24 protein-coding genes are annotated in these 25,190 nt (G+C 66.8%); 17 read left to right on the forward strand and 7 right to left on the reverse strand.

Going from position 1 to position 25,190, the window contains the following annotated elements; genetic code table 11:
- The first annotated feature begins 9 nt into the window (after nt 1-9).
- The 5 genes from ispG (at nt 10) to paaZ (ending at nt 6,134) form a co-directional block, all read left to right on the forward strand.
- The gene (gene ispG / locus ACX3PH_RS15305) at nt 10-1,158 is read left to right on the forward strand and encodes a flavodoxin-dependent (E)-4-hydroxy-3-methylbut-2-enyl-diphosphate synthase (protein WP_459093557.1); all 1,149 of its coding nucleotides are present in this window, start codon (nt 10-12) and stop codon (nt 1,156-1,158) included.
- Nucleotides 1,159-1,256: 98 nt separating this feature from the next.
- On the forward strand, nt 1,257-2,441 hold the full coding sequence (locus ACX3PH_RS15310) for an acetyl-CoA C-acyltransferase (RefSeq protein WP_459093558.1): 1,185 nt from the start codon (nt 1,257-1,259) through the stop codon (nt 2,439-2,441).
- A complete protein-coding gene (locus ACX3PH_RS15315; protein ID WP_459093559.1) occupies nt 2,441-3,187 on the forward strand; it encodes an enoyl-CoA hydratase/isomerase family protein in 747 nt (248 codons plus the stop codon). Before ACX3PH_RS15310 ends, ACX3PH_RS15315 begins: the two co-directional genes overlap by 1 nt.
- Nucleotides 3,184-4,080 carry a 3-hydroxyacyl-CoA dehydrogenase family protein gene (locus ACX3PH_RS15320; RefSeq protein ID WP_459093560.1) on the forward strand — a complete coding sequence of 299 codons (897 nt, stop codon included), beginning with the start codon at nt 3,184-3,186 and terminating at the stop codon, nt 4,078-4,080. The genes ACX3PH_RS15315 and ACX3PH_RS15320 overlap by 4 nt, the downstream gene beginning before the upstream one ends.
- Nucleotides 4,077-6,134, forward strand: coding sequence for a phenylacetic acid degradation bifunctional protein PaaZ (gene paaZ, locus ACX3PH_RS15325; RefSeq protein WP_459093561.1), 2,058 nt, complete (start codon nt 4,077-4,079; stop codon nt 6,132-6,134). The genes ACX3PH_RS15320 and paaZ overlap by 4 nt, the downstream gene beginning before the upstream one ends.
- Before the next feature lie 4 nt (nt 6,135-6,138).
- Here paaZ and paaK read toward each other — a convergent pair whose 3' ends face one another.
- Nucleotides 6,139-7,458, reverse strand: coding sequence for a phenylacetate--CoA ligase PaaK (gene paaK / locus ACX3PH_RS15330; RefSeq protein ID WP_459093562.1), 1,320 nt, complete (start codon nt 7,456-7,458; stop codon nt 6,139-6,141).
- 173 nt (nt 7,459-7,631) lie between these two features.
- Here paaK and ACX3PH_RS15335 point away from each other — a divergent pair, with 173 nt between their 5' ends.
- From ACX3PH_RS15335 to ACX3PH_RS15350, 4 genes are read left to right on the forward strand one after another with little or no spacing between them, the layout of a single operon-like run.
- The gene (locus ACX3PH_RS15335) at nt 7,632-8,822 is read left to right on the forward strand and encodes an ABC transporter substrate-binding protein (protein ID WP_459093563.1); all 1,191 of its coding nucleotides are present in this window, start codon (nt 7,632-7,634) and stop codon (nt 8,820-8,822) included.
- A gap of 4 nt (nt 8,823-8,826) precedes the next feature.
- Nucleotides 8,827-9,708, forward strand: a complete 882-nt coding sequence (locus tag ACX3PH_RS15340) for a branched-chain amino acid ABC transporter permease (RefSeq protein WP_459093564.1) — start codon at nt 8,827-8,829, stop codon at nt 9,706-9,708.
- Nucleotides 9,705-11,600, forward strand: a complete 1,896-nt coding sequence (locus ACX3PH_RS15345; RefSeq protein WP_459093565.1) for a branched-chain amino acid ABC transporter ATP-binding protein/permease — start codon at nt 9,705-9,707, stop codon at nt 11,598-11,600. The genes ACX3PH_RS15340 and ACX3PH_RS15345 overlap by 4 nt, the downstream gene beginning before the upstream one ends.
- Nucleotides 11,597-12,307 (forward strand): ABC transporter ATP-binding protein, encoded by a 711-nt coding sequence (locus ACX3PH_RS15350; protein ID WP_459093566.1) that lies wholly within the window; start codon nt 11,597-11,599, stop codon nt 12,305-12,307. The genes ACX3PH_RS15345 and ACX3PH_RS15350 overlap by 4 nt, the downstream gene beginning before the upstream one ends.
- On the opposite strand, the gene ACX3PH_RS15355 is transcribed toward ACX3PH_RS15350, so the two are convergent.
- Both ACX3PH_RS15355 and paaI read right to left on the reverse strand, forming a co-directional pair.
- Complete coding sequence (locus ACX3PH_RS15355) at nt 12,304-12,912, reverse strand: TetR/AcrR family transcriptional regulator (RefSeq protein WP_459093567.1); 609 nt, start codon at nt 12,910-12,912, stop codon at nt 12,304-12,306. The two genes, ACX3PH_RS15350 and ACX3PH_RS15355, sit on opposite strands and share 4 nt — an antisense overlap.
- Nucleotides 12,905-13,339, reverse strand: coding sequence for a hydroxyphenylacetyl-CoA thioesterase PaaI (gene paaI / locus ACX3PH_RS15360; RefSeq protein ID WP_459093568.1), 435 nt, complete (start codon nt 13,337-13,339; stop codon nt 12,905-12,907). Before paaI ends, ACX3PH_RS15355 begins: the two co-directional genes overlap by 8 nt.
- 112 nt (nt 13,340-13,451) lie before the next feature.
- Here paaI and paaA point away from each other — a divergent pair, with 112 nt between their 5' ends.
- The 6 genes from paaA to ACX3PH_RS15390 are packed head-to-tail and all read left to right on the forward strand — an operon-like array spanning nt 13,452 to nt 17,974.
- Nucleotides 13,452-14,426 (forward strand): 1,2-phenylacetyl-CoA epoxidase subunit PaaA, encoded by a 975-nt coding sequence (paaA, locus tag ACX3PH_RS15365; protein ID WP_459093569.1) that lies wholly within the window; start codon nt 13,452-13,454, stop codon nt 14,424-14,426.
- Nucleotides 14,423-14,728 carry a 1,2-phenylacetyl-CoA epoxidase subunit PaaB gene (gene paaB / locus ACX3PH_RS15370; protein ID WP_459093570.1) on the forward strand — a complete coding sequence of 102 codons (306 nt, stop codon included), beginning with the start codon at nt 14,423-14,425 and terminating at the stop codon, nt 14,726-14,728. Before paaA ends, paaB begins: the two co-directional genes overlap by 4 nt.
- Nucleotides 14,725-15,540 carry a 1,2-phenylacetyl-CoA epoxidase subunit PaaC gene (gene paaC, locus ACX3PH_RS15375; protein WP_459093571.1) on the forward strand — a complete coding sequence of 272 codons (816 nt, stop codon included), beginning with the start codon at nt 14,725-14,727 and terminating at the stop codon, nt 15,538-15,540. The genes paaB and paaC overlap by 4 nt, the downstream gene beginning before the upstream one ends.
- 5 nt (nt 15,541-15,545) lie before the next feature.
- Nucleotides 15,546-16,070: a 1,2-phenylacetyl-CoA epoxidase subunit PaaD gene (gene paaD, locus ACX3PH_RS15380; RefSeq protein WP_459093572.1), complete on the forward strand. Its 525-nt coding sequence runs from the start codon at nt 15,546-15,548 to the stop codon at nt 16,068-16,070.
- Nucleotides 16,070-17,194 (forward strand): 1,2-phenylacetyl-CoA epoxidase subunit PaaE, encoded by a 1,125-nt coding sequence (gene paaE, locus ACX3PH_RS15385; RefSeq protein WP_459093573.1) that lies wholly within the window; start codon nt 16,070-16,072, stop codon nt 17,192-17,194. The genes paaD and paaE overlap by 1 nt, the downstream gene beginning before the upstream one ends.
- Before the next feature lie 9 nt (nt 17,195-17,203).
- Entirely contained in the window at nt 17,204-17,974 is a 771-nt protein-coding gene (locus ACX3PH_RS15390) for an enoyl-CoA hydratase/isomerase family protein (RefSeq protein ID WP_459093574.1), read from the forward strand.
- Between the two features lie 198 nt (nt 17,975-18,172).
- On the opposite strand, the gene ACX3PH_RS15395 is transcribed toward ACX3PH_RS15390, so the two are convergent.
- The 4 genes from ACX3PH_RS15395 to ACX3PH_RS15410 all read right to left on the reverse strand — a co-directional run bounded on the left by ACX3PH_RS15395 (nt 18,173) and on the right by ACX3PH_RS15410 (nt 22,211).
- Nucleotides 18,173-19,519, reverse strand: a complete 1,347-nt coding sequence (locus ACX3PH_RS15395; RefSeq protein ID WP_459093575.1) for a dihydrolipoamide acetyltransferase family protein — start codon at nt 19,517-19,519, stop codon at nt 18,173-18,175.
- A complete protein-coding gene (locus tag ACX3PH_RS15400) occupies nt 19,519-20,511 on the reverse strand; it encodes an alpha-ketoacid dehydrogenase subunit beta (RefSeq protein ID WP_459093576.1) in 993 nt (330 codons plus the stop codon). The genes ACX3PH_RS15395 and ACX3PH_RS15400 overlap by 1 nt, the downstream gene beginning before the upstream one ends.
- Nucleotides 20,508-21,620, reverse strand: a complete 1,113-nt coding sequence (locus ACX3PH_RS15405; RefSeq protein WP_459093577.1) for a thiamine pyrophosphate-dependent enzyme — start codon at nt 21,618-21,620, stop codon at nt 20,508-20,510. The genes ACX3PH_RS15400 and ACX3PH_RS15405 overlap by 4 nt, the downstream gene beginning before the upstream one ends.
- Nucleotides 21,621-21,728: 108 nt before the next feature.
- Entirely contained in the window at nt 21,729-22,211 is a 483-nt protein-coding gene (locus ACX3PH_RS15410; RefSeq protein ID WP_459093578.1) for an Lrp/AsnC family transcriptional regulator, read from the reverse strand.
- 65 nt (nt 22,212-22,276) lie between these two features.
- On the opposite strand from ACX3PH_RS15410, the gene ACX3PH_RS15415 reads away from it, so the two are divergent.
- The gene (locus tag ACX3PH_RS15415; protein ID WP_459093579.1) at nt 22,277-24,064 is read left to right on the forward strand and encodes a proline--tRNA ligase; all 1,788 of its coding nucleotides are present in this window, start codon (nt 22,277-22,279) and stop codon (nt 24,062-24,064) included.
- Between the two features lie 96 nt (nt 24,065-24,160).
- Nucleotides 24,161-25,171 carry a transcription termination factor NusA gene (gene nusA / locus ACX3PH_RS15420; protein WP_459093580.1) on the forward strand — a complete coding sequence of 337 codons (1,011 nt, stop codon included), beginning with the start codon at nt 24,161-24,163 and terminating at the stop codon, nt 25,169-25,171.
- The last annotated feature ends 19 nt before the right edge of the window (nt 25,172-25,190 follow it).

Here is a 25,190-nt window from a genome sequence, read left to right on the forward strand (position 1 = left end):
GCTGGGACCGTGGCTGCAATCAACTTAGGTATCCCGACAACCCCTCCCGTACTGGCTCCCCGTCGCAAGACGCGCCAGATCATGGTCGGCAAGGTCGCCGTCGGCAGCGACTCCCAGATCAGCGTGCAGTCGATGACGACGACGCAGACCACCAACATCAACGCCACGTTGCAGCAGATCGCCGAGCTGACGGCATCCGGATGCGACATCGTGCGTGTCGCTGTCCCGCACCAGGACGACGCCGACGTGCTGCACATCATCGCGGCGAAGAGCCAGATCCCGGTGATCGCCGACATCCACTTCCAGCCGCGCTACGTGTTCTCGGCGATCGACGCCGGGGTCGGCGCCGTGCGGGTCAACCCGGGGAACATCCGCAAGTTCGATGACCAGGTCGGGGCGATCGCGAAGGCGGCGAAGGCCGCCGGGGTGAGCATCCGCATCGGCGTGAATGCCGGTTCGCTGGAACCGTCGCTCCTGCAGAAGTACGGCAAGGCGACGGCGGAGGCGCTCGTTGAGAGCGCCGTCTGGGAGGCGAGCCTGTTCGAGGAGCACGACTTCCATGACTTCAAGATCTCGGTCAAGCACAACGACCCGATCGTCATGGTGAAGGCGTACCGGCAGCTCGCCGAGCGCGGCGACTGGCCGCTGCACCTCGGCGTCACGGAGGCCGGGCCGGCGTTCCAGGGCACCATCAAGTCGGCGACCGCTTTCGGCATCCTGCTCTCGGAGGGGATCGGGGACACCATCCGGGTCTCCCTGAGCGCTCCGCCGGTCGAGGAGGTCAAGGTCGGCCTGCAGATCCTGCAATCGCTGAACCTGCGTGAGCGCAAGCTCGAGATCGTCTCCTGCCCCAGCTGCGGGCGCGCCCAGGTGGATGTCTACACGCTCGCCGATCAGGTCACCAAGGGCCTGGAGGGTATGAGCGTTCCGCTGCGGGTAGCCGTGATGGGCTGCGTGGTGAACGGTCCCGGTGAGGCTCGCGAGGCTGACCTGGGCGTCGCATCCGGTAACGGCAAGGGCCAGATCTTCGTCAAGGGTGAGGTCATCAAGACCGTTCCGGAGGCCGACATCGTCGCGACATTGATCGAGGAGGCGAACCGCATCGCCGCCTCCATGCCGGATGCCCCGGTAGGCGAGCCGGTAGTAACCCGGGGCTGATGCCGCACGCTGGTTGACCGGCGTCGAACGGCATGACATCCTTTACAGAACGAACGGTCAGTCAGTTGCTGGCCCAATCCGGCGGTGAAGGCGGACAGATGGCTGAAGCATTCCTGGTAGGCGGCGTACGAACCCCGATCGGCCGCTACGGCGGCGTATTGGCCGGCGTCCGGCCCGACGATCTGGCCGCGCTGGTGCTCCGTGAGGTCGTGAACCGCACCGGTGTCGACCCCGACGCCATTGACCAGGTGCTGTTCGGCGCTGCGAACCAGGCAGGCGAGGACAACCGCAACGTGGCCCGCATGGCCACCCTGCTCGCGGGGCTCCCCGACCACATCGCGGGCGTGACGGTCAACCAGCTGTGCGCATCCGGTCTCCAGTCGGTGACCATGGCCGCGCAGGCGATCAAGGCCGGCGAGGCAGACCTCATCCTGGCCGGCGGTGTCGAGTCAATGACCCGTGCTCCCTGGGTCCAGGCCAAGCCCGAGAAGGCGTTCGCCAAGCCGGGAGAGCAGTTTGACACCTCGATCGGCTGGCGCTTCACCAATCCGCGATTCGCGAACCGCGACAAGGCGACCTACTCCATGCCGCAGACGGCAGAAGAAGTCGCCACAGTCGACCAGGTTACGAGGGCGGATGCCGACGAGTTCGCATTGGCGTCCCACCAGCGGGCGGTCGCGGCCATTGATGCCGGCCGGTTCGCCGACGAGATCGTGGCCGTGCCCACGGCGAAGGGCGACGTCAGCACAGACGAGGGGCCGCGTCGGGATACCAGCCTGGAGACTTTGGCCGGGTTGCGCTCGGTCGTCGGATCGAACGGCGTGGTCACGGCGGGCAACGCGAGCTCGCTCAACGACGGAGCTGCCGCGATCCTCGTCGCCAGCGCCGAAGCGGTCGAGCGTTACGGACTCACACCGCGGGCTCGGGTTCTCGGCGGCGCCAGCGCGGGAATCGCACCGGAGATCATGGGCCTCGGCCCGGTCCCAGCCACCCAGAAGCTGCTCGCACGACTGGGTCTCTCGATTGACGACCTCGACGCCATCGAGCTCAATGAGGCGTTCGCCACCCAGTCGCTGGCCTGCATCCGCCGGCTCGGCCTCGACCCGGACCTGGTGAATCAGGACGGCGGCGCGATCGCCCTCGGGCACCCGCTCGGCGCATCCGGCACCCGCATCCTGGTCACCCTGCTGGGCAGGATGGACCGTGAGAGTGCCAACGTTGGACTCGCCACCATGTGCGTCGGTGTCGGCCAGGGTGCCGCCCTCGCGGTGGAGCGCGCCTGATGGCCGCTGAGCCCGGCAAGACCCTGATCGTTGATGAGCGGCCGGACCGCCTGTTCGTCACCCTCAACCGCCCGGACGCTCGCAACGCGATCGACCAGGCGATGGTCGACGAACTGCACGAGGTGTGCGGGCGGCTGGAGCGCGAGCCGAAGGTGCTCGTCATCTCGGGCGGCGGCGGCATCTTCGCCTCGGGCGCGGACATCCGCCAATTGCGCGATCGTCGCCGTGATGACGCGCTGGCCGGTATCAACACCACCCTGTTCTCCCGGATCGCTGCGCTGCCGATGCCGGTGATCGCCGCCGTCGACGGGTATGCGCTGGGCGGCGGCGCTGAGCTGGCCTACGCGGCCGACTTCCGGATTGCGACACCGAGCCTGAAGATCGGCAACCCGGAAGTCTCCCTCGGCATCATCGCGGCAGCCGGCGCCACCTGGCGCCTGGCTGAGCTGGTGGGGGAACCCGTTGCCAAACAGATCCTGCTTGCCGGGCGCGTGCTCACCGCCGATGAGGCGCTCGCGCTGCACCTGGTGACCGAGATCCATGAGGCCGACGAGTTGCTGCAGGCAGCGGATGCGCTGGCCGACCGGATCCTGCGCGGCGACCCCGCAGCGCTGCAGGCCACCAAGCGCGCCCTGGCCGCACCGCGGTCGGCGCACCCGGCCATCGACCTCGAGGAGCAGTCCATCCTGTTCGAATCCGACGCCAAGTACGAGCGGATGACCGCATTCCTGGAGCGAAAGAAATGACCGGGGTCCCCAACAGCGCCGTCCCAGGCAGCACTGTCCCGAGGAATGTCGGCGTGCTGGGCGGCGGGCGGATGGGCGCCGGGGTTGCGCACGCCTTCTGCCTGGCCGGAGCATCCGTCACCGTGGTGGAACGTGATGCGGCCAGCAGCGACCAGGCTCGGGAGCGCGTTGAAGCGTCCATTGCCGCCAGCGTGAAGCGCGGCAGCACCCAGGAGAGCGCGGATGCGCTGAACGCCCGCATGCGCTACTCGACCGACTACGCCGACTTCGCCCCGGCCGGGCTGGTCGTCGAGGCTGTTCCGGAGTCGCTGGAGCTGAAGCTCCCCGCGCTCGCGGGCGTCGAGGCGGTCATCTCACCTGACGCCTGGCTGGCCAGCAACACCTCATCGATCTCGATCACCTCGCTGGCGACCAACCTGTCCCGCCCTGAGCGGTTCTGCGGACTGCACTTCTTCAACCCGGTGCCGGCATCGAAGCTGGTCGAGATCGTCGTCGGCGAGTCGAGTGCTGACGAGCTGATCTCCCAGGCGCGGGGCTGGGTCGCCGCACTCGGCAAGACGCCGATCGTGGCGCGAGATGTGCCCGGATTCGCGAGCTCTCGCCTGGGCGTTGCGCTGTCCCTGGAGGCAATGCGCATGCTCGAGGACGGCGTGGCCAGCGCTGAAGACATCGACGCTGCAATGGTGCTCGGCTACGGGCATCCGATGGGCCCGTTGAAGCTCACCGATGTTGTGGGCCTCGACGTGCGCCTCGGTATCGCCGAGTACCTGGAGGAGTCGCTCGGCGAGCGGTTCAGCCCACCGGAAGTCTTGCGCGCCAAAGTCGCGCGCGGAGAACTCGGGCGCAAGTCCGGCCAAGGTTTCTACACCTGGAACGAAGGAGACAAGTCATGACGCTAGTTGCCAGCCACGTGAGCGGTTCGTGGTGGACCCCCAGCCATGCAGCGGATGCGACCGAGCTGCTCGACGCCAGCACTGGCGCGTCGCTCGCGTCGGTCAGTGTCGACGGCATCGACCTGTTCGCGGCCGTCGAGTACGGCCGCAGTGTCGGGCAGGCGGGCCTCGGGAAGCTGACCTTCCACCAGCGCGCGCTCAAGCTCAAGGAGCTCGCCCTGTACCTGAACGGCGTGCGGGACGAGTTGTATGAGGTCTCCGCCCAGACTGGTGCCACGAAGATCGACTCGATGGTCGACATCGACGGCGGTATCGGCGTGCTGTTCGCCTATGGCTCCAAGGGTCGCAGGGAGCTGCCGAACTCGCAGATCGTCATCGACGGGCCGGCCGAGATCCTGTCCAAGGATGGTTCATTCCTCGGGCAGCATATTTTCACGCGCATCCCCGGTGTCGCGGTGCAGATCAACGCCTTCAACTTCCCGGTCTGGGGCATGTTGGAGAAGTTCGCACCCGCATTCCTCGCCGGTGTCCCCACCATCGTCAAGCCGGCCACGCCGACCGTGTACCTGGCCGAGGCCGCTGTCCGCCACATTCTCGCGTCGGGGATCCTGCCCGAAGGCTCCATCCAGCTGGTCGCAGGGCCTGCCCGTGGCTTGCTGGACTTCCTCGACTACCGCGACCTGGTCGGCTTCACCGGCTCGGCATCGACCGCCAACACGCTGAAGGCGCATGCCAGCGTCGTCACCGGGGGAGTGCGCTTCACCGCGGAGACCGACTCGCTGAATGCCGCCATCCTGGGGCCGGATGCAACACCGGACACCCCGGAGTTCGACGCCTTCGTCAAGTCACTGGTCACCGAGATGACCGTCAAGGCCGGGCAGAAATGCACGAGCATCCGCCGCGCCATCGTGCCTGCCGAGTCGGTGGATGACGTGATCGCCGCCGTTCGCGACCGCATCGCCAGTCGCGTGGTGGTCGGCGACCCGCGGGCCGATGGGGTAACCATGGGTGCCCTGGTCAGCCGCGGCCAGCGTGACGAGGTCGTCGCGCGGGTTCGCGAGCTGCTGGCGGCCGGGGGAGAACTCGCCGTCGGTTCCCTGGACGCTCCGGAAGTCCGCCTCGCGGACGGGTCGACCGGAGTCGCCCCGGATGGTGCGTTCCTCGAACCGATCCTGCTGAAGTTCGCGGATGCCCGCACCCCCGCCGTCCACGAGATCGAGGCATTCGGACCGGTGTCGTCGGTGATCGGCTACCGCAGTGTGGACGAAGCCATCGAACTGGCCGCGCTCGGCGGTGGATCACTGGTGGCGACCGTCGCCACCCACGACCAGGACGTCGCACGCCAGCTCGTCATCGGCATCGCCGCCCACCACGGACGCACCCTGGTGCTCGACCGCGATGACGCCCGGTCGAGCACCGGCCACGGTTCGCCCGTGCCGCATCTCGTTCACGGTGGCCCGGGGCGTGCCGGTGGCGGGGAGGAACTGGGCGGCATCCGCTCGGTCATGCACCACATGCAGCGCACCGCCGTGCAGGGTTCGCCTGACATGCTGACGGCCATCACCGGGCAGTGGGTCAACGGTTCCGCCAGGCGCGCCGACGGTGTGCATCCCTTCCGCAAGTCCCTCGCCGAGTTGCGGGTGGGGGATTCCCTGGAGTCCGGCCTGCGCGAGGTCACCCTCGACGACGTGAGCGCGTTCGCCGAGGAGACCGGAGACAAGTTCTACGCCCACACCAACGCGGAGGCGGCGGCTGCGAACCCGTTCTTCCCCGGCATCGTGGCGCACGGCTACCTGCTGGTGTCGTGGGCCGCAGGGCTGTTCGTTGACGCCGAGCCTGGGCCGGTCCTGGCAAACTACGGCCTGGAGAACCTGCGGTTCATCACGCCGGTCTCGCCCGGCGACAGCATCCGCGTGACGCTCACCGCCAAGAAGATCACGCCGAGGGAGACGGATGAGTACGGCGAGGTCTGCTGGGACGCCATCATCCACAACCAGAACGACGAGATCGTCGCCACCTACGACGTGCTGACCCTCGTCGCGAAGCACAACTAGGCGCCTACTCCCGCAGGTCGTAGAGGCGCTTCAGCTTGCCGGCGCTCCGCTCGAGTGATCGCGGTGCCACCACGACCACCTGGACGCTGCAGCCGATCAGTGTCTTCACCCGGTGAGCCAGTTCCCGACCACCGGCGACCCCTTCGGCCTCCTGTCCACCGTCGCGCCGTTCGACCCGCACGGTCAACTCGTCCAGGTGCCGCACCCGAGTCAACTCCAGCACGAAATGCGGCGAGAGGGACCTGACTGCGAGCACGATCTCCTCGATCTGGGTGGGGAACAGGTTCACGCCGCGAAGGATGATCATGTCGTCGTTTCGGCCGGTGATCTTCTCCATGCGCCGCATGTTCGGCCTGGCCGTCCCTGGCAGCAACCTGGTCAGGTCGCGTGTCCGATAGCGGATGACCGGCATCGCCTCCCTGGCCAGAGTGGTGAAGACCAGCTCGCCGCGCACGCCGTCCGGAACGGTCGTTCCGTCCTCGGCGATGACTTCGGGGAGGAACTGGTCCTCCCAGAGGTGAGGTCCGTCCTTCGTCTCGATGCACTCGTTGCCGACGCCGGGCCCCATCACCTCACTCAGGCCATAGATGTCCAGTGCGTCGATGTCGAGGCGGTCCTCGAGTTCCTGCCGCATCTGGTTCGTCCAGGGCTCAGCGCCGAGCACCCCGACCTTGAGGCTCGATGAGCGGGAGTCCATGCCCGCCTCCTCCATGGCATCCGCGATGGTCAGGAGATAGCTGGGGGTGCAGAGGATCACATCCGGCTCGAAGTCGCGGATCAGTTGCACCTGCTTGGCGGTCTGTCCTCCGGACATCGGGACGACGGTCGCGCCGAGCGCCTCGATGCCGCCGTGGAGGCCAAGCCCGCCGGTGAAGAGCCCATAGCCGTAGGCGTTGTGCACCATCATTCCCGGGCGCACCCCGCTCGCTTTCAGGCTGCGGGCAATCAGCATCGCCCAGTTCTTCAGATCGTTGGCGCTGTACCCCACGACGGTGGGCCGGCCGGTGGTGCCGGAGGAGGCGTGGATGCGCGCGATCTGGTTCCTCGGCAGCGCGAACATGCCGAAGGGGTACGTTTGGCGCAGGTCCTCCTTCGTGGTGAAGGGCAACTTCTCGACATCCTTCAGTTCCCGGATGTCATCCGGATGCACTCCAGCCTCATCGAACTTTGCGGTGTAGAGCGGGACATTCTCATACGCGGACCGGACAGTCTGCTGCAGACGACGTAACTGGAGTGCCTCGAGTTCGTCACGGGAGAGTCTCTCCTCCGGGTCCAGCTCTTCTCGCTCGGGAGCCCTGAGTCGGGACTTCTCAGTGCCTGTCATCGATACCTCCATTGGTTCGATCGTTTCTATGGCGACTCTATTCCTGCAACCGGCATGTTCGTCAAACCGTCAGGCTGTCCCCCGAATTGGTGCCGTGGGGGCCAGATCGCGGGCATAATGAAAGCTCGGGCGTTCGGGTTCCTCGATCGCTGTCGTCAAGGAAAGAGATTCCAATGAAGAAGTCTCGTAATCGTTCATTCGTTCCCATCGCCGTCATGGCATCCGTCGCCCTCGCGCTCACCGGGTGCGGTGCCTCCAACCTGGGTGGTGGCGACGACGACGCGACTTCCGATGACGGCCCGATCAGGATCGGCGCTGTGCTCGACATCACGGGTGTCGGTGCCAGCCTCGGCGTTCCGGAGCAGAACACGCTGAACATGCTCGCCGACCAGCTCAACGAGGATGGCGGCCTGGACGGACGCGAAGTCGAGCTCATCATCGAAGACAACCAGTCGACGGAGGACGGGGCCGCACGGGCGACGACCAAGCTCATCGAAGGCGACGATGTCGACCTGATCATCGGTGCCTCCCGCACCGGCCCGAGCATCGCGATGCGCCCGATCGCGGAATCCGCCGAGATCCCGATGATCTCGATCGCGGCCAACGTGGCGATCGTCGAGGGTTCCGAGTGGGTGTTCAAGACAGCGCAGAACGATGTCATCGTGCTTGAGCGGATCCTCGCCGACGCCGAGGAGATGGGCTATACCAAGCTGGCGCTGATTCGTGACGCCACCGGATTCGGTGAGGGCGTTGCCGACACCATCACCGAGCTTGGCGCAGACCACGGCGTCGAACTGGTCATGACCGAGGCCTTCGAGCCGAGCGCGACGGACTTCACCCCGCAGATGACGAGTGTCCGCGGTTCGGATGCCGACGCCGTCCTCATTTGGGGCATCACCCCGTCGGCCGGACTCGCGCAAGCGGCGTATATGAAGCTCAGCGTGAACAAGCCGGTGTACCAGTCGCACGGCGTCGCCAACGCGGCGTTCTTCGACGCGGCCGGGGACGCGGCAACCGGTGCGATCGCGCCGATGGGCCGATTGCTCGTGGTTGACCAACTCCCGTCCGACGACCCGCAGCGCGAGGTCATCGAGCAGTTCAAGGCCGACTACAGTGCCGAGTTCGGCGAGCAGCCGTCGAGCTTCGCTGGACACGCTTACGATGCCTGGCACATCGCGATCAACGCGATCTCCGAGGTGGGCACCGACCCGGATGAACTCCGCGACGCCATCGAGAAGACCGACGGTTTTGTCGGGATCTCCGGGATCTTCACCATGACGCCAGAGGACCACTCCGGACTGGATGCGTCCGCCCTGATCCTCGCCGAAGCGAAGGACGGTCGCTGGAACCTGTACAAGGACTGACCCGGTGCTCACCGACTTCCTGCAGTTGACGGTGGCAGGGCTGTCGCAGGGAACTGTGTACGCCCTGCTCGCGGTCGGCCTTATCGCGGTGTACACCGTGCGCAATGTGATCAACATTGCGCAAGGTGACTACGCAACCCTCGCCGGTTTCGGCGCGATCTGGCTGACCGTCGCAGGCATGCCGTTGCTGCTGTCAATCCTGGTGGCCATCCTGTCGGTCATCCTCGTCTCGATCCTGGTGGAGCGACTGGTGATCGCGCGCGTGAAGAACATGACGGTGCTGGTATCGCTCATCGTCACGCTCGGCGTGTCGATCCTGCTCGAGGCGACGATGCTCGTCATCTGGGGGCCCGAGGCCCGGCGGCTGCCGGCCTTGCCGGGTGAAGACATGCTCATCGGTGGCGTGAGCATCCGTTCCCAGGACCTGTGGATGGTCGGAGCGCTGGTCGTTGTCGGCGGCGGTATCGTGCTCTTCTACGAGAAGTCGCGCTGGGGCAAGGCGCTGCGCGCCTGCGCGGAGCAGCCGGTGGCGGCCAGGATCGTCGGGATCTCGCCGGTGATGGCATCCGTCATCGCGTTTGCCATCGCCGGGCTGGTCGGCGCGGTTGCCGGAGTCGTCTACTCGCCGATCTACCTCACCATCTGGTCTGGTGGCCTGCTGCTGGGGCTCAAGGGCTTCGTGGCCGCCGTGCTTGGCGGGCTGACGTCCTTCCGGGCGGCGATCGTCGGGGCGCTGCTGCTCGGGGTCCTCGAGTCCTACGTGGCGGCATACCTCCACTCCGGCTACCGGGACGCGGTCGCATTCTTCATCCTGATCGCGGTGCTGGTCTTCCGCACCGAAGGTCTCGTGCTGAAGCCGCGCGACCGCCGGAAGGTGGCGTCATGACGGTGGCACCGGGCCTGATTCGCGGGGAAGCGGCGGCAAGCGGCTTCTGGGCGATCAACCGCGGCACCATCATCGGCTGCGGGATCTTCCTCGCGGTGATCATCGCGATTCCGTTCACCGCAAGCACGTCGATGATGAGCATTGCGGTGTTCGCGATGATCTTCGCCCTCCCGGCGATCGGCTTGAACCTGCTGATGGGGCTGGGCGGGCAGGTCAGCCTCGGCCAGGCGGCATTCTTCGCGGTCGGTGGATACACCCACGCGATCCTGTTGACCAAGTTCGACGTGCCAGGGGTCCTTGCCGCGATCGCCGGGATCGTTGCGGCGATGCTCGTGGCACTGCTCGTCGGGCTCCCGCTCATGCGCCTCCGTGGGCACTATCTCGCCCTGGCGACACTCGGCCTCGGCTTCATCGTGACCATCGCGGTGCGCGAGTGGGACTTCACCGGTCGCACCACCGGCATCTATGGCATCCAGCGGCCGGAAATCTTCGGAATCACGATCAGCAACAACGGGTTCTTCTTCTGGTTCGTCGCCCCGTTCGTGATCATCGGCATCATCCTGGCGCTTAACCTCACCCGCAGCCGGGCCGGACGGGCGCTGTCCGCGATCAATGATTCAGAGCTCGCGGCGGAATCACTCGGCGTGAGCACCTATGCGCTCCGGCTCAAGGTGTTCGTCTTGTCCGCCGGATTCGCTGGCATCGGCGGCGTGTTCTACGCCTACCAGGTGGCAATCGTCTCTCCGGAGATCGCCCATTTCGAACTCTCCGTCGAGATGCTGCTGATGGTGGTCATCGGCGGCCTCGGCTCGGTGTGGGGGGCGCTCGCCGGCGCGTTCCTGATCACACTGCTGGGGGACGGCCTGCGCGAGCTGATTCCGACCCTCATCCCCGGCGCGACCGGCGAAGTGCAGCTGCTCGGCTACGGCCTCGTGCTGATCCTGGTCATCCTCCTTCTGCCTGGTGGGCTCCACCAGGCGGCAACGACAGTATGGCGGCTGATTCGCAGGCAGAGGCCGGCTGTTGAAGCGGCTTCCGGCGCTGAGGGGGAAGACGTTCCCCTTCCGGCGGTGAGCGCGCCCCTCGCTGTCGGTGAACCGATGCTCGAAGTCTCCGGCCTGACCAAGCGCTATGGCGGGGTGGTCGCCCTGGACAACGTCAGCTTCACCGTTCCCGCCGGCCGGATCCTCGGCCTCATCGGACCAAACGGTGCAGGCAAGACGACCTGCTTCAACATCATCTCCGGCGCCCTGGCGCCGACCGAGGGCACCGTTACCTTCCTCGGGAAGCAGATACAGGGGAGAAAGCCGCACGTAGCCGCCGAACATGGGTTGACCCGTACCTTCCAGAACCTGCAGGTGTTCACCTCGACGGATGTCCTGGGCAACGTCTACATGGGCCGATACCGGAAGGGCCGGTCCGGGATCGTTCGCGGGATGCTGGGTCTGCAGGGAGCGGAACAGAACCGAAACCGTGCCGTCGCCCGCGACATCCTGAAATCGATGGAGTTGACGGATGTCGCGGACTTCGCCGCCGTCTCGCTGCCGTTCGGCCGGCAACGGATGATGGAGGTGTGCCGGGCGCTGGCGACCGAGCCTGCCCTGTTGCTCCTGGATGAGCCAATGGCCGGGCTGAGCGGGGCGGAACGGGACGCGCTGGCAGCGCTGCTGAGGCGGTTGCGGGATGCGGGGCTCACCATCGTGCTCGTCGAGCACGATGTGGCGCAGGTCATGTCTCTCGCCGACGAGGTCGCCGTGCTCGATGACGGTGTGCTGATCGCCATGGGCCTGCCCGAAGCTGTGCGAAACGATCCAGCGGTCGTGGTCGCCTACCTCGGCACCGACCGCGATGAAGCCGAGTCCGAACTGATCGAACTGGAGGAGCACTCGTGAGCCTCGTCGTCGTGGGACTCGATGCCGGCTACGGCCAGCTCGAGGTGCTGCACGACGTCTCGCTGGAAGTGGGCGCCGGGGAAATCCTAGCGGTGGTCGGATCGAACGGCGCGGGGAAGAGCACCCTGCTCCGGGCGGTCAGCGGGTTGATCAGGCCGAGCGCCGGGACGGTGACCCTGGACGGGCGGAACATTACTGGGCGTCCCGCCGAGAAGATGGCAGCGCTCGGACTCACCCACGTGCCCGAGAACCGACTCTGCTTCCCCACCCTGTCGGTGCGCGACAACCTCGCGCTTGGAGCGTGGACGAAGAAGGCAAGCGGCAACCTCGACCCGGTGCTGGAACTCTTCCCCCGGCTGAAACCCCGGCTGGGCCAGCTTGCCGGAACGCTGTCGGGCGGGGAGCAGCAGATGGTGGCCATCGGTCGCGGATTGATGGCAGAACCGACCGCCATCCTGCTCGATGAACCGTCGATCGGTCTCGCCCCGAAGATCGTCGCGGAGATCATGGAGGTTCTCGGCCGGCTGCGCACCGAGAACCAGTTGGCCGTGCTGCTGGTCGAACAGAACGTTCGGGCGGCATTCAAGATCGCCGACCGGGCAGTCGTCATGCAGCGCGGGAAGGTGGCGCTGAGCGGCCCTCCGGCCGAACTGGTCGAGCTGCCCGAGGTGCGGAATGCGTACCTGGGCAACCCCGTCGTTTCTTAGGGAGTTCGCAACCCACCGAACGCGACCTTCACCACGTCGTCCGCCAGCTTCTTAGGCGTGAGCGGTCCGGTCGGGTTGAACCATTCGACGATCGAATTGATCATGCCGAACAGCAGCCGGGTGGTGGTCCTGGCGTCGATGTCGCTTCGCAGGGTGCCGTCGCTGCGGGCCTGGTCGACGAGCGCGGACACCGCGCGGTCGAACGCACGGCGACGCTCCAGGGCGGTTCGCTCGATCTCGGTGTTGCCGCGGAGCCGCAGCAGCAGGGTGACGAAAGGGAGCCTTTCGGTGAGCACGGCGACAGCTGAGCGGAGCACGAACTCGAGCCGGGCATCCGCTGCCCCATTCGCCGCCCGATCATCGGCGAGGATCGCCTCCAGGGCGCCTAGAGCCTGCTCGAGAGCAAGCTCCAGCAGGTACTCCTTGCTGGGCACGTGGTGGTAGATGGCCGACTTGGTGATGCCGAGGTTCTCGGCGAGCACGCCCATCGAGGTCGCCTCGTAGCCGTGCCGGTTGAACACCTCGACGGCGACCGTGAGGATCGATTCCTGGTCGTAGCTGGGCCGCGGCGATCTGCTGCGCCTGGCGACCGGTACGTCAACCATTGTCGGTTGCATTGGAGGCGGGTCGCATGGTGCGGCTGTGACCACGAAACTCGGCGACCAGCCCGGTCTCCGAGCGCACGTCAACGTCGTAGATTCCGCTGCGGCCCCGTTTCGACCTCAGCTTGGCTGTCGCGGTGAGCGTCTGGCCGGGGAGGCTCGGAGCGAGGTAGGTGATCTCGGCGCCGGATGACACGGTGACGCTGCCCTCCTCGTTGCAGGCTATGGCGAATGCGGTGTCCGCCAGCGTGAACACCAGGCCGCCGTGCGCGATCCGATGACCGTTCAGCATGTCGTCGCGGATGGTCATGGTCACGACCGCGTGCCCCTCCGCCATCTCGACGACCTCCATGCCCAGCAGCTCGGTGGATGCGCGATCGTCGCGCAGCATGGTGTCTGGTGGGGTGTAATCCGACCGTGTGTCGCTCATCGTTGACCGCCTATCTCTTCGGTGTTAGCCTAAAGCCACCACAAGCCTAAACGAACGGTCGGTCAGTTGCCTAGCATTGATCCGGCCGGGCCACGATCGAAGGTGATTTCCCATGGCGACGGACAACACTGTGACCGCCGAGGTCGACGAAGCGGGCGAGGCCCGGTTCAACGAATTGATTGCGGCCGACAAGCGAGTGGAACCGACCGACTGGATGCCTGACGACTATCGCCGCACCCTGGTGCGTCAGATCTCCCAGCACGCGCACTCCGAGATCATCGGTATGCAGCCGGAGGGCAACTGGATCACCCGTGCCCCGAGCCTGAAGCGCAAAGCCATCCTGATGGCCAAGGTGCAGGATGAGGCCGGCCACGGACTCTACCTCTACTCGGCCGCGCAGACCCTCGGCACCCCGCGGGAGCAGATGACCGCCGACCTGATCAGCGGCAAGGCGAAGTACTCCTCGATCTTCAACTACCCGTCCCCGACCTGGGCCGACATGGGCTCCATCGGCTGGCTGGTCGACGGGGCGGCAATCTGCAACCAGGTGCCGCTCTGCCGGGCGTCCTATGGACCATACGGTCGCGCCATGGTGCGCATCTGCAAAGAGGAATCGTTCCACCAGCGCCAGGGATTCGAGATCCTGCTGCACCTGATGCGGGGCACGGATGCCCAGCGCCAGATGGCCCAGGAATCAGTGAACCGCTGGTACGCACCGGCACTGATGATGTTCGGCCCGCCGGATGGCGACTCCCCGAACTCCGCCCAGAGCATGGCCTGGAACATCAAGCGCTTCAGCAACGACGACCTGCGCCAGCGTTTCGTCGACATGCTGGTTCCCCAGGCGGAGGTGCTCGGTGTGACCCTGCCCGACCCCGACCTGAAGTGGAACGAGAAGCGCGGCCACTACGACTACGGCCAGCTCGACTGGGACGAGTTCACCGAGGTGTTGAAGGGCCGCGGGCCGATGAACGCGGTGCGCCTGGAGCGCCGCCGTACCGCCCACGAGGACGGCTCCTGGGTTCGGGAAGCCGCAGCAGCCTATGCGTCGAAAATGGCCGCGCGCACCGAGAGGATCGCCTCATGACCAGCCCCGGCGCATCCGCTGCAGAACAATGGCCCCTCTGGGAAGTGTTCATCCGTTCCTCCCGCGGGCTGTCGCACGTGCACGCCGGCTCCCTGCACGCCCCAGACGCCGAAATGGCGGTGCGCAACGCCCGCGACCTGTACACCCGCCGCAACGAGGGCGTGTCGATCTGGGTGGTCGCGGCCAGCGACATCACGGCGTCAGATCCGGATGCCCGCGGCGCGTTCTTCGAGTCGCCGCAGGGCAAGGACTACCGCCACGCCACCTACTACAAGGAGTCTGAAGGGGTGAAGCACTTATGAGCGAGACCGCCACCCGCATCACCCCCGGCACCGGGCTGCGGCCGGAAGATGTCATCGAGTCGAGCGAAGTGCCGACGGATGCTGTCGCCCAGTACGCCCTCCGCCTCGGCGACGACGCGCTGATCCTCGCTCAGCGCCTCGGCGGGTGGATCGCCCGCGCGCCCGAACTCGAAGAGGATGTCGCCCTCGGCAACATCGCCCTCGACCAACTCGGGCACGCGCGGTCATTCCTGAGTTACGCCGCGAAAGCCTGGGGCAAGACCGAAGATCATTTGGCCTACTTCCGCGACGAGCACGAGTTCCGCAGTGCCTGGCTGTTCGAGCAGCCGAACGGTGACTTCGCCCGCACCATCGCCCGGAGCTTCGTCGCCTCGTTCTACCAATACGAGCTCTACCGCCGCCTGACGGAGTCGACGGATGCCACGCTCGCCGCCATTGCGGCGAAGGCCGTCAAAGAGGTCGACTACCACCGCGACCACGCCGGGCAGTGGGTCTTGCGCCTGGCGCTCGGCACCGACGAGTCCCGCCGCCGGATGACGGTGGCGCTCGCGGACACCTGGCCGTACGTCGACGAACTGTTCCGCGACGACGCGCTCATCGACGAACTGGCTGGCGTCGCTGTTCGGCCGTCTGAACTGCGCGAAGACTTCGACCGACTCGTCGGCACTGTGCTGACCGAAGCCGACCTGGAGGGCCCGACCGGGTTCGTCGCCCGCGGTGGCGGCCGTATCGGCAACCACACCGAGCACCTCGGGCCGCTGCTGGCGGAGCTGCAGGTGCTGGCCCGCGCGCATCCGGAAGCCACCTGGTGATCGCCATGGACAGCACGCTTGAGAGAACCGCCCGACCCAAGCCCGCCGAGGGTGAGGCTCTCCGGGTATGGGAGATCGCCGCGACGGTTCCCGACCCCGAAGTGCCGGTGCTGACCATCGAAGACCTGGGCGTGCTGCGTTCGGCCGAGGTGGTCGACGGTGTTGCCGAGGTGACGATCACCCCCACCTACTCCGGGTGCCCGGCCATGGACGCCATCCGCGACGACGTGGTGAGCGCCCTGAAGGCCGCCGGCTTCGAGGAGGCTCGGGTACGCATCGTGCTGTCCCCGGCCTGGACCACCGACTGGATGTCAGAAGACGGCAAGCGCAAGCTGGCCGAGTACGGCATCGCCGCGCCGACCGGAAAAGCAGCGCACAGCGGACCGATCAGGGTGCGAATGTCCGTCAAGTGCCCACAGTGCGGGTCCCTCGACACCAGGGAGTTGTCGCGATTCGGCTCCACCTCCTGCAAGGCGCTCTACGCCTGCCAGGCCTGCCAGGAGCCGTTCGACTACTTCAAGGTGATCTGATGACGGATGCCCCTGTGCTGGCTAACGATCCCATCCGCACGCGGAAGCGTGCCGAGTTCCACCCGCTGGCGGTCAGCGACGTACGACGGCTGACCGAGGACTCCATCGAGGTCGCGTTCGAGGTTCCGCAAGGATTGTCCGGCCACTACGACTACCTGCCCGGCCAGTATGTGGCGCTTCGCAAGAAGTTCGACGGACGGGAGCTGAGGCGAAGTTACTCGATCTGCGCCGTTCCGACGGCGGGGGAGATCCGGGTTGCGATCAAGCGGGACCTCGGCGGCGAATTTTCCACCTGGGCGAATGAGTCGCTGAAGCCGGGCGAGGTGCTCGACGTGATGAGCCCGCAGGGTACATTCACCACCGAGCTCGGCACTGGGAAGCACTTCGCCGCGATCGTCGCCGGTTCCGGGATCACCCCGATCATGTCCCTGGCGCGGAGCGCGCTCGCGGCATCCCCGGGAGCCAGGTTCAGCCTGGTCTACTCCAACCGCACGGCTCAGGACGTCATGTTCCTCGAAGAGCTCGCCGACCTGAAGGACCGTTACCCCGACCGGTTCGCCCTGTTCCATGTGCTCACACGCGAGCACCGCAACTCCGAGCTGCTGTCCGGCCGCGTCGACGAGGAGAGGCTTGCGACCTTCCTCGAGCACCTGGTGCGGCCCGCGGATGTGGATGAGTGGTTCATCTGCGGCCCATTCGACCTGGTGCAGCTGGTCCGGGACACCCTCGAGGCAGCGGGCGCACCACGCAGTCAGGTGCACTTCGAGCTCTTCACCACGGATCGCCCCGACCGCCCGTCCGGGTCGCACGGCCGCTCCGCCCCGGTCGATGACGGTGCGGGAGTGCACACCATCACCTTCACGCTCGACGGGCGCACGGCATCCGTCACCACTCCGGTTCACGGTCAGGAGAGCATCCTGAACGCCGCCCTCCGACTGCGGTCCGATGTGCCGTTCGCCTGTGCTGGCGGTGTCTGCGGCACCTGTCGCGCGAAGCTGGTCACCGGTACGGTCGACATGGCGGAGAACTACGCGCTCGAGCCGGAAGAGCTGGAGCGCGGGTACATCCTCACCTGCCAGTCCCACCCCACCAGCGAAACCGTGACCGTGAACTACGACAACTAGGGAGCCCGCTTGATCGACCTCACCATCACCGACGGCCTGGCCGAGATCACGCTGAACGCCCCGAAGAAGCTCAACTCGCTGGATGCTGACGACCTCGACCAGCTCGGTGCCGCCTATCTTGAGGCAGCGGATGCCGATGTTCGCGCGCTCGTGCTGCGCGGTGAGGGCCGCGCGTTTTGTGCCGGCCGTGACATTTCCCAGGTCGACGCCGCAAGCGATGACGGTACGGCGTTCCTGCGCGACATCGTTACCCCGGTGTTGCGCACTATTGCTGCGTTCCCTGCACCAACCTTCGCAGCCGTTCAGGGCGGATGCCTCGGGGTCGGCCTGGGGCTGGCGATCGCCACCGACGTGGTCTACGTGGGGGAGAAGTCGATGTTCGGTTCTCCCTTCGCGTCCCTCGGCGCCGCCCTCGACTCCGGCGGGCATGCGCTGTTCTTCGAGCGGCTCGGTGCCCACCGCGCGCTTGACCTGATTTACACGGGCGAGATGATGAGTGGTGCGGATGCGGTGGACGCTGGGCTCTTCAGCCGCGCGGTCCCGGACGACGAGCTCCTCGAGTTCACGCGGGGGAAGGCGCGGGCAGCAGCATCCGGTGCCACGCAGGCGTTTCTCGCCAGCAAGCGGATGATCGCCCAGTTGCGCGACGAACGGGTCGGTCTCTGGGCATCCGTCGAGGCGGAAAACGCGGCGCAGGGCGATCTCGGTCGCACCTCGGACTACGCGGAGGGCTTCCGTTCGTTCCAGGAGAAGCGCAAGCCGACGTTCAGCGGCCGCTGACCCCTCCGTGGTTTGGCTCACCGGGCGCGGGCGATTTTTGCGGGCGCGGGCGAAACTTCACGCGCGCGAGAAAGAAGACCCGCGCAACGTGTTCAGGCTAATGGCGATAGTGCCCGTTCCGGAGGAAAGTGGCCCGCGGAAAGGGTGCATCTCGCCGGAACGGGCACTTTCGAAAGTCGCTTGCGTGCGGCGTGGTGGCTACAGCTCGGCGAGCAGCGAGATCGGATTCTGGATGCAGCTCGCCACGAAGGTGATGAACTGCGACGGCACGTCGCCGTCGCACACCCGGTGGTCGAACACGAGTGAGAGCACCACGACCTTGCGCACCACGACCTGCCCGCCGACCACCCAGGGGCGGTCGATGATCCGTCCGATGCCGAGGATGGCGACCTCCGGGTGGTTGATGATCGCGGCCGAACCGTCAACCCCGAACCCGCCGTAGTTGTTGAGCGTGAAGGTTCCGCCACTGAGCTGTGGACCGCTGAACGAACCGGTCTCCGCCGTGGAAACGAGCTCGCCGATACTGTCCCTCAATTGCCGAGTGGTGAGCGAACCGGCGTCGTGCACTACCGGCACCATGAGGCCGCGGGCAGTCTGCGCCGCCAGGCCGAGGTTGATCTGTCCGTGCTGCACGATCTCGCCCGCTTCGGTGTCGACCGAGGAGTTGAGGATCGGGTACTGCTTCAGCCCGGCGACGACGAAGCGGGCGATGAGCGCGTTCAGGCTGAACCGTTCCCCGGTGCTGCGCTGCAGGGCGTCTTTCGCCTCGATCAGCGCGGTGGCGTCCACGTCGAGCCAGATGGTCGCTTCCGGGATCTCCCGCCGCGACGTCGACAACCGCTCCGACACGATCTTCCGCAGGCCGCTGATCGGAATCCTCCGGTCAGCCAGCCCCAGCAGTGGCAGGCCCTGGTCAACGGATGCTGTCGGCACCACAGCAGGCGCGTCACCTTCCGCGATGCGGGCCTCGACATCGGCCCGCATGACCAGCGAGTTCGGGCCGCTGCCGGCGAGGTCACTGGCATTGAAGCCGTGGTCGCGGGCGAGCTTGCGCACCAGCGGGGAGACGACGGGGGAGGGGCCGGAGGTCGCTTGCTCAGTTGTCCCAACGGTTGGGACAGATGTCGGTGCTTCCGGTGCCACGGCCGTTCGCGCACCGAACCGCCCCGACCCGGCCTTGCTGGGCCCGCGCTTCCGCGCCTGCGTCCCGTAGCCGATGAGCACCGCGCCGGAGCCTTCTTCCGCAGCATCCGCCACCTCACGCACCGCCGTACCGGGCACGACGTCCGGTGCCCCTGCCTCTTCGGCGTTCCCGGCCATGGTGAGCAGCGGCTGTCCGGCATGCACGGTGGTGCCCGCCTCGGCGTGAAGCGTCTCGACCACGCCGCCGAACGGGCTCGGCAGCTCGACGACCGATTTGGCCGACTCGACCTCGACGACCGGCTGGTCGATGCTGATCGTGTCGCCAGGCGCAACCAGCCAGCTGACGATCTCCGCCTCGGTCAGGCCCTCGCCGAGGTCGGGCAGGATGAACTGCTTGCCCATCACGCCTCCCAGACCCAGGTGTTGAGCGCGTTCAGGATCCGCTCCGGCGTCGGCAGGTAGTACTTCTCCAGCTTCGGCGAGGGGTAGGGGATGTCGAAGCCGGTGATCCGCAGGATCGGCGCCGCCAGGTGGTAGAACTCGCGTTCGGTCACCCGGGCGGCCACCTCGGCGCCGTAGCCGCCGAACTGGGCTGCCTCGTGCAGCACGGCGGCGCGCGACGTCTTGCGAACGGATGCCCCGACCGTCGCGTCATCGAAGGGGGAGAGGCTGCGCAGGTCGACGACCTCGACGGAGAGTCCCTCCTCCTCGGCGAGTTCTGCGGTCTCCAGCGCGGTCTTGACGGTCGGCCCGTAGGCGATCAGCGTGACATCCGTGCCCTCGCGGCGCACCACCGCGGTGTTCATCGGCTCGGTGGTGACCGGCAGCGTCAGTTCCTGCTTCGACCAGTAACGGCTCTTCGGCTCCATGAAGATGACTGGATCGTCGGAGCGGATGGCTTCGCGCAGCATCGAGTAGGCATCAGCCGGATTCGACGGCGTGACGACGGTGAGCCCAGGGGTGTGCGCCCAGTAGGCCTCGGAGGAGTCCGAGTGGTGCTCCACCCCGCCGATGTCGCCGGCACACGGGATGCGGATGACGATGGGCAGCGTGACGCGGCCCCGCGTGCGGTTCCGCATCTTGGCCAGGTGGGAGACGATCTGCTCGAACGCGGGGTAGCTGAAGGCGTCGAACTGCATCTCGACGACCGGGCGCAGGCCGTAGATGGCCATGCCGATCGCGGTTCCGACGATCCCGGATTCCGCCAGCGGCGAGTCCCAGATGCGCTCCTCGCCGAACTGCGCCTGCAGGCCGTCGGTGATGCGGAACACCCCGCCGAGCGGACCGACGTCCTCACCGAAGACGACGACGCTCTCGTCCTCGGCCATGGCATCGCGCAACGCGGTGTTCAGCGCGGCGGTCATGGTGACGGATGCGGTTGCCTGGGTAGTCATTCAGCGCCCACCTCAGACAGTTCCTGCTCCAGCAGCGCGCGCTGCTCGGCCAGGTTGGAGCGCGGTGCCCCGTAGACGTTGGCGAACAGTTCCATCGGGTCGACGACCGCTTCCACGTTCATGGCGTCGCGGGTGGCGGATGCGAGTTCCTCGCCCTCCGCTGCAATGGAGTCCCGGTCTTCCTGGCAGAGGATCTCTTCGCTCAGCAGGTACTTCTCGAGGCGCTCGATCGGGTCGCGCCCCTTCCAGACGTCGACCTCTTCCTTGCCCCGGTACCGGCTCGGGTCATCCGAGTTGGTGTGTGCTTCGATGCGATAGGTGAGGCATTCGACGATGCTGGGGCCGCCTCCGCTGCGTGCACGCTGCATGGCCGCCGAGACGACGGCGTACACGGCTGCCGCATCGTTGCCGTCGACGTAGTACCCCGGCACGCCGTAGCCGATCGCGCGGTCGGACAGCGCACGAGCCCTGGTCTGCTTGGAAATGGGCACACTGATGGCGAACTGGTTGTTCTGCACCAGGAAGACGACGGGAGCCTGCCAGACGCCGGCGAAGTTGAACGCCTCGTGGGTGTCGCCTTCACTGGTGGCGCCGTCACCGACGAAAGTCAGGGCGGCGATCGGGTCCTTGCGCAGCCTGGCGGCGGTGGCGAGGCCCACCGCGTGCAGGGCCTGAGTCGCCAGCGGGGTGGACTGGGGCATGGTGCGGTGCTCGTGCGGATCGAAGGCGCAGTGCCAGTCGCCGCGGAACGCCTGCAGGATCTCGCCGGGAGCAACCCCGCGCGTCATCACGGCGATGGAGTCGCGGTAGGTGGGGAACAGCCAGTCGGTCTGCTCCATGGCCAGCACGGCACCGATTTCGGATGCCTCCTGGCCGAGCGCCGAAGGATAGGTCGCCAGGCGTCCCTGGCGGGTGAGGGCACTCACCTGAATGTCCCAGCGGCGCGCGATGACCATGCGTCGGTAGAGGTTCATCAGCGCTTGCGGGTCTGGCAGTGCGAAGCCGCCGGACTGTGCGGCGGGCGCTGCATGGCCGGAATCATCGATCAGGCGAAGCGGCTCTTCGCTCGGAAGCGTCACGGCATCCGGGGTCTCTACTTTGAGGCTCATAACCCCATAGTCGGTCGCCGTCACGGCTGGTGCCAACCCGGAAAATCAGGTCAGCACGAGTGGCTCGTTACTTGTACCTAAGTGTGCCATTCGTCCGGATTTCCGGGCCTAAAGCTCCCAACTGTCCGTCGACTGCTCGGGGGCGGTTCCGGCCAGTTCTTCCAGAACGATGTACGACCTGGTCGAGGCAACGCCTGGCATGTTGTGAATGCGACGCAGGATGGTGTCGGACAGTTGTTCCTGGGTGGGGGCGCTCACGGTGAGCAGGATGTCGATGTCGCCGCTGAGCGCCTGTGCCTTCTCCACGAAGGGCAGTGAGGCGAGCGCTGCGGACACGGTCGGCCAGTCGGCGTCCACCTTGACGATGACGATCGCTGAAACGCCGAGGCCCAGCGCCTGCCGGTCGACGGTGGCGGTGAAGCCGGTGATCACGCCGTGCTCGATGAGCGTGTTCAGCCGGGTGTTCACCGCGGTGCGGGAGATGTGCACCCGTTCGGCGAGTGCACGCACCGACAGCCGGGCGTCGCGGCCGAGTTCGGCGATGATCCGCCGGTCGATCGCGTCAACCTCGTGTTTGCGGGTGCGCTCCATGCTCCACAGCGTACCGGCGGCACCGCGCCGGGGCCGCTCGCCTCGCGCCGGTAGAATCACCTGTTGTGACCACTCGCCTTTCGCAACTCTTTGTCCGCACGCTCCGTGACGACCCGGCTGACGCAGAAGTGACCAGCCACCGGCTGCTGGTACGCGCGGGCTACATCCGCCGCCAGGCTCCGGGCATCTTCGCCTGGCTGCCGCTGGGCCTCAGGGTGCGCCGCAAGGTTGAGCAGGTCATCCGCGAGGAGATGGCCACTGCTGGTGCACAGGAAGTCCATTTCCCGGCGATGTTGCCCAGGGAGCCCTACGAGCAGACCGGCCGCTGGACCGAATACGGTGACGCGCTGTTCCGCCTCCAGGACCGCCACGGGGCCGACTATCTTCTCGCGCCGACCCACGAGGAAGTGTTCACCCTGCTGGTGAAGGACTTGTACTCCTCATACAAGGACCTGCCGCTGTCGATCTACCAGATCCAGGACAAGTACCGCGATGAGTTTCGTCCTCGCGCCGGACTTCTTCGGGGCCGTGAGTTCTCGATGAAGGACGCATACTCCTTCGACTACACCGACGCCGGCCTGGACGCCAGCTACCAGGCGCAGCGTGATGCCTACGAGCGGATCTTCCAGCGCCTCGGCCTGGAGTACGTCATTGTGAAGGCGGATGCCGGTGCCATGGGTGGCTCGCGCAGCGAGGAGTTCCTGCACCCCACCCCGGTCGGCGAAGACACCTTCGTGCGCACCGCCGGTGGGTACGCTGCCAATGTTGAGGCGTACGTCACGCCGGTGCCGGATGCGCTTCCGATCGACGGGCTGCCCGAGGCGCAGGTCTTCGACTCGCCAAACACTCCGACGATCGACACGCTGGTCGCGCTGGTCAACGCCGAGCATCCGCGCCCGGATCGCGAGTGGACCGCCGCTGACACCCTCAAGAACGTCGTGCTCACCCTGGTGTCGCCCGATGGCACGCGTGAGCTCGTCGTCGTGGGGCTCCCCGGCGACCGTGACGTCGACCTCAAGCGCGCAGAGGCAGCCTTCGGGCCCGCGCAGGTGGAGACCGCGACGGAGGCCGACATCGCCAGGAACCCCGGGCTGGTGAAGGGCTACATCGGGCCGTGGTCGCCGGCGGGCGCAGTGCTCGGAGCGTCCGATGACCGCCCGGCGTCAGCCACCGGCATCCGCTACCTTCTCGATCCCCGCATCGTGGACGGAACCCGGTGGATCACCGGCGCGAACGTCGACCAGAAGCATGTGCTCGGCCTGGTCGTCGGGCGTGACTTCGTCGGCGACGGCGTCGTCGAGGTGTCGGATGTTCGCGCAGGCGACCCGGCGCCCGACGGTTCAGGGCCGCTGGAGACCGCACGAGGCATGGAGATCGGCCACGTCTTCCAGCTGGGACGCAAATATGCGGATGCCCTGGGCCTCAAGGTGCTCGATGAGAACGGCAAGCTGGTCACCGTGACCATGGGGTCGTACGGCATCGGTGTCACCCGCGCGATGGCCGTGATCGCCGAGACCAACAATGACGAGCGCGGGCTCATCTGGCCGCGAAACGTCAGCCCGTTCGACGTGCACGTTGTCGCGGCGACCAAGGAGGAAGTCGTCTACGAGGCGGCCGAGAAGCTGGTCGCCGACCTGGAGGCACGTGGTGCCGACGTGCTGTTCGACGACCGCCGCAAGGTGTCACCGGGCGTGAAGTTCGGCGATGCCGAGCTGATCGGCGTGCCCATCATCGTGATCGTCGGCAAGGGCGCAGCCGACGGCATGGTCGAGCTCTGGGACCGCCGCACCGGTGTGAAGACACCGGTCGCACTCGACGGCCTGGTCGAGGCGTACCTCGCCCTCGACCAGTAGGGCGGTACGCCAGCCCAGCGCGACTCGGGTACCGTAGAAGGACGACTGCGGGAGAAGACTTCCCCGGCGTTCAGACCTGAATAGTGGAGGCCCTCCGTGGACATTGACCTCAGAGTGCTGCGGCTAATGGAGAGCGAGCGCGAGATTCCGTTCGAGGAACTCGTGCAGATCATCGAGCAGGCCATCCTGACGGCCTACCTCAAGCACACCGCCCCTGATGACCACCACAAGCACAGCGCGGATGAAGAACCACAGGCCCGCGTCGTGCTGGACCGCAAGACCGGTCACGTCTCGGTGTTCGTGCCGGAGGTCGACGAGGAGGGCAACGTCGTCGGCGAGTCCGAGGACAGCCCCAGCGACTTCGGCCGTATCGCGGCGTTCGCGGCGAAACAGGTCATCAACCAGCGGCTGCGCGATATAGCGGATGACGCCGTCCTCGGCGAGTTCCGCGGTCGCGAGGGCGACATCGTCGCGGGGCAGATCCAGCAGGGGCCGAACCCGCGGATGATCCACGTCGACCTCGGCTCGGTGGAGGCCATCCTGCCTCCGGAAGAGCAGGTCGCCGGCGAGGAGTACTCCCACGGTTCGCGCATCCGGGTCTACGTGACCGGTGTGAGCAAGGGGGTCAAAGGCCCGCAGATCACAGTGTCACGCACGCATCCGTCACTCGTGCGCAAGCTCTTCGCCCTCGAGGTTCCGGAGATCGCCAGCGGCGCGGTGGAGATCATCTCCCTGGCGCGCGAGGCCGGCCACCGCACCAAGATCGCGGTGCGCGCCAACGAGCCGGGCATCAACGCCAAGGGCGCGTGCATCGGCGAGCTGGGCCAGCGGGTTCGAGCCGTGACGGCGGAACTGAACAACGAGAAGATCGACATCGTCGACTACTCCGAAGACCTCGCGACCTTCGTCGCCAACGCCCTGTCCCCGGCAAAGGTGAGTTCGGCGTTCGTGATCGACCAGTCGACGAAGGCGGTTCGGGCACTGGTGCCCGACTACCAGCTGTCCCTGGCGATCGGCAAGGAGGGCCAGAACGCCCGCCTCGCCGCGAAGCTGACGGGCGCGCGCATCGACATCCAGCCGGACAGCATCCTCGAGGACCCGGCCTAGTCCCAGCTAGGCGTGTAGG

The organism is Homoserinimonas sp. A520, from assembly GCF_054489245.1.